Below are 4143 nucleotides of genomic sequence, written 5' to 3'. Positions count from 1 at the left end.
GGTGAAACACCGCGGAACCGGCTTCGCCGGGCCGCTGGTGTTGCCCCCGGCAGGGGGTGGGCGCCCGGACACGAAGTGCCGGGCAACCTGGGGGCGAGCTACATCCGCGAGCTACATCTGCCCTTCGCTGAGCGTATCGAGCTGGAAATGACCGCCTTCGTCCCACAGCCAGGTGTCGGTCCAGGTCACCTTGCCGAGCCGCGAGGCGGCCGGGTAGGGCGCGGCCACGAGCACGGTGCGCTCGATCTCGGCGATCACCTCGGGCGCGTGCGTCGGTGCCCGCATCCAGTGCATCGACAGCACCTTGCCGTCGGCATCGAGGTTGACCTGCAGCGTGCCGACCGCGTAGAGCAGCGGCGGCAGCTTGCCGCCGTAGATGCGTGCCTTGTTGATCTCGTAGACGTGGCGGGCGGCGTCCTTGCGGTAGTCGCGCGCCGTGGCGGCGCTGGACGCGCGCGGCTTGCCGCGGCTGTTGTCGCCCGGCTCGGGCTTGGCGCTGCTGAGTTGGCCCGGGACGGCACCGCTCGGCGTGGTGCTGCAGCCGGCGAGCCAAAGGCTGGCGAGGAGGGTGGCCGCGAGGGCGAGGCGGCGCGGCAAGGACTGAAAATGCATCGGCCGGTTTATACCGTGCCCGGCCGGGTGCCGCGCAACCGGAGGTATCGTCGGGCCGATCCAATGGAGGTTTCGCAATGAGCGGCGCAGTCGACGAACTGCTCGCGCGCCTGCAGCGCGAAGGCGCAGTGCTGGTGCAGGTCGTTTCGACCGAAGGCTCCGCGCCGCGCGAGGCCGGCACCTGGATGGCGGTCTGGGCCGATGGGCTCACCGCCACCATCGGTGGCGGCCAGCTCGAGTTCCAGGCCATCGACGCGGCGCGGGCCTGGCTGGCCGGCGGCCCGGCCATCGAGGGCGTGCGGCGCTATCCGCTGGGGCCGAGCCTGGGCCAGTGCTGCGGTGGGGTGGTGTTCCTGTCGTACCGCCGCATTGAGGCGGCGGATGCGCAGGCGCTCCAGGCCGAACTGCTTGCACACCTGGAACCCGTGGCGCTGTTCGGCGGCGGCCATGTGGGCGCGGCGCTGGCACGGCTGCTGGCGACCCTGCCGTTCGCGGTGCGCTGGATCGACAGCCGCGACGGCGTGTTCCCCCCCGAACTGCCGGCGCAGATCGAAACCGAGCATTCCGAGCCCGTGCAGCACGCGGTGGGGCAACTCGCGCCGGGCTCGCGCGTGCTGATCATGAGCTTCAGCCATGCCGAAGACCTCGACATCGTGATCGCCTGCCTCAAGCGGCTGCGCGAGCGCGACGACCTGCCCTACATCGGCCTGATCGGCAGCAAGACGAAGTGGGCGACCTTCCGCCATCGGCTGGAGGCGCGCGGCTTCACCGCCGAGGAGATGGCCTGCGTGACCTGCCCGATCGGCGTTCCCGGCATCGGCGGCAAGGAGCCCGAGGTGATCGCCGTGGCCGTGGCGGCACAGTTGTTGCAGTCGCTTCCTTCCGCATGAAGCGCTCAGGGTTTTCCTGCATGCCCCGTGCCGCAAAACCTTCGAGTCCGCAAGCAAAAGTGTATACACTCCAGTCCACAAGCCGCAGCGGAGCGAGACCTCGACCAGGGTCTGCGTTCGCGGCACTTTCTCTGCTTACAGCGCCCGCAGTGGTGAGCAGGCCGGAACACCGCGGCGCTCCCACGCGCCGACAAGGTTGAGAGCAAATGGAAAGCTATTACCTCGACTGGGCCAACCTGCTACTGCGCTGGGTCCACGTCATCACCGCCGTCGCCTGGATCGGCGCCTCCTTCTACTTCGTGATGCTGGACAACAGCCTGGAGAAGCCGCAAGACCAGGAGTCCTTGGACAAGGGCGTCGGCGGCGAGCAGTGGGCGGTGCATGGCGGCGGCTTCTACAACATGCAGAAGTACGCGCTGGCGCCCAAGCGGCTGCCGGACCACCTGCACTGGTCGTACTGGGAGAGCTACTCGACCTGGCTCACGGGCTTCGCGCTGTTCACGATGTCCTATCTGTGGAACGCGAGCACCTACCTGATCGACAAGTCCAGGATGGACTGGCAGCCGGGCGCCGCGATCGGCGTGGCGCTGGCCTTCTTCGTGGTCTTCTGGATGGTGTACGACGGCATCTGCCAGTTGTTCGGCCGGCGCAAGAACGGCGACACCATCGTCGGCGTATTGATTGCCGTCTTCATCGCCTTCGCGACCTGGCTGGCCTGCCAGTGGTTCGCCGGCCGCGCGGCCTTCCTGCTGGTCGGCGCGATGATGGCGACGACCATGAGCGGCAACGTGTTCTTCTGGATCATCCCGGGCCAGCGCAAGAACGTGCAGGCGCTKCGCGAAGGGAAGCCGGTCGACCCGGTGCATGGCCAGCGCGGCAAGCAGCGCAGCGTGCACAACACCTACTTCACGCTGCCGGTGCTGTTCGCGATGCTGAGCAACCACTACAGCTTCACCTACACCCACAAGTACAACTGGATCGTGCTGCTGTTGATCATGCTCGGCGGCGCGGCCATCCGGCAGTTCTTCGTGGTGCGCCATCGCTTCAAGCTCGGCAATGCGCGCAATCCGATTCCGTACGCGTTGTTCGGCATCGCGGTGCTGGGCCTCACCATCGTCTGGATGAAGCCTGAGCCGGCAGCGGAACCGGCGCCCGGGGCGGCAGTCAAGAAGGTGTCTTACGGCGAAGTGCAGAAAGTGCTTGAGCAGCGCTGCTACATGTGCCATGGCGCGCAGGTGCAGATGAAGAATGTGCGCCTCGACACGCCGGACCAGGTCGCCGCGCACGCGCAGGCGGTGTACCAGCAGGCGGTGGTGACCAAGATCATGCCGATGAACAACTCGACCGGCATCACGGATGCCGAACGGGCTCTGATCGGCAAGTGGTTCGAAGGCGGGGCAAAAACTGAATAGGCTCGCCCCCAGGTTGCCCCGCACTTCGTGTCGGGGCGCCCACCCCCTACCGGGGGCAACACCAGCGGCCCGGCAAAGCCGGTTCCGCGGTGTTTCGCGAAGGGCCCGGCTCGCCTGGCGGCGAGCGGGCGGAGATCGAGAGAATTTCGGGGACATAAGGTGACGTATGAACACATCGAAGCTGCAGCAAATACCTGACGCGCACTCGGCGCCCCGCGAATTCCTCGCGCATCTTTACCGCGTCGCGGTCGAGCGCGCGCTGCCGCTGGCGAGCATGGGGGCCTACCTGCCCCCGCCGCCGAAGGGGCGCACGTTGGTGCTCGGCGCCGGCAAGGCCGGCGGCTCGATGGCGCAGGCGCTGGAGGCGCTGTGGCCGGCGGGAGCGCCGCTGTCGGGTCTGGTGGTCACGCGCTACGGTCATGTGCCGCCGCGCCCCGCAGGGCTGGCCTCCCGGATCGAACTGGTCGAGGCCGCGCATCCGGTGCCCGACCAGGCGGGGCTGGATGCCGCGCAACGGATCCTCGCGCTGACCGAAGGCCTCACGGCCGATGACCTGGTGCTGTGCCTGATCTCGGGCGGCGGCTCGTCGCTGCTCACCCTGCCGGCCGAAGGGCTCACGCTGGCCGACAAGCAGCGCATCAACACCCAACTGCTCGAATCGGGCGCCMACATCGGCGAGATGAACTGCGTGCGCAAGCACCTGTCGCGCATCAAGGGCGGGCGGCTCGCCGCCGCCTGCGCGCCGGCGAAGGTCGTGACGCTCACCATCAGCGATGTGCCGGGCGACGATCCGGCCGTGATCGCGAGCGGACCCACCGTGCCCGACGCGAGCAGCTGCGCCGACGCGCTGGCGATCCTCGACCGCTACCGGATCGACGTGCCGGCACCGGTGCGGGCCCGGCTCGAGAGCGGTGCGCTCGAGACGCCCAAGCCCGGCGATGCGGTGTTCGAGGGCCACGTGACGCACGTGATCGCGGCACCCCAGCAATCGCTCGACGCGGCGGCGGCCGCGGCGCGTGCCGGCGGCATCGCGGCGCACGTCCTCAGCGACGAGATGGAAGGCGAATCGCGCGAAGTGGGCAAGGTGCATGGCGCCCTGGCGCGTGCGGTGGCGCTGCGCGGGGCGCCGTTCGCGAAGCCCTGCGTGATCCTGTCGGGCGGCGAAACCACGGTCACGATCCGGCCGCGGCAGCCCGGCCAGGCCAAGGGCCGCGGCGGCCGCGCGGGCG

General features: G+C 69.0%; 4 protein-coding genes. 3 read left to right on the top strand and 1 reads right to left on the bottom strand.

Annotated features, from left to right (window positions below):
- Positions 1-111: 111 nt before the first annotated feature.
- A complete protein-coding gene (locus AC1D2K_RS31160; protein WP_478093858.1) occupies positions 112-612 on the bottom strand; it encodes a hypothetical protein in 501 nt (166 codons plus the stop codon).
- 77 nt (positions 613-689) lie between these two features.
- Between AC1D2K_RS31160 and xdhC the strand changes: the two genes are divergently transcribed.
- The 3 genes from xdhC to AC1D2K_RS31145 all read left to right on the top strand — a co-directional run.
- On the top strand, positions 690-1502 hold the full coding sequence (gene xdhC / locus AC1D2K_RS31155) for a xanthine dehydrogenase accessory protein XdhC (RefSeq protein WP_478093856.1): 813 nt from the start codon (positions 690-692) through the stop codon (positions 1500-1502).
- Between the two features lie 206 nt (positions 1503-1708).
- Positions 1709-2914, top strand: a complete 1206-nt coding sequence (locus AC1D2K_RS31150) for a urate hydroxylase PuuD (RefSeq protein ID WP_478093854.1) — start codon at positions 1709-1711, stop codon at positions 2912-2914.
- Positions 2915-3080: 166 nt separating this feature from the next.
- A partial coding sequence (locus AC1D2K_RS31145) for a glycerate kinase type-2 family protein (RefSeq protein WP_478093852.1) occupies positions 3081-4143 on the top strand: 1063 nt, incomplete at its 3' end.

Source organism: Variovorax sp. P1_H12_2 (genome assembly GCF_056405335.1).
This window is presented reverse-complemented; position numbering and strand designations above follow the sequence as displayed.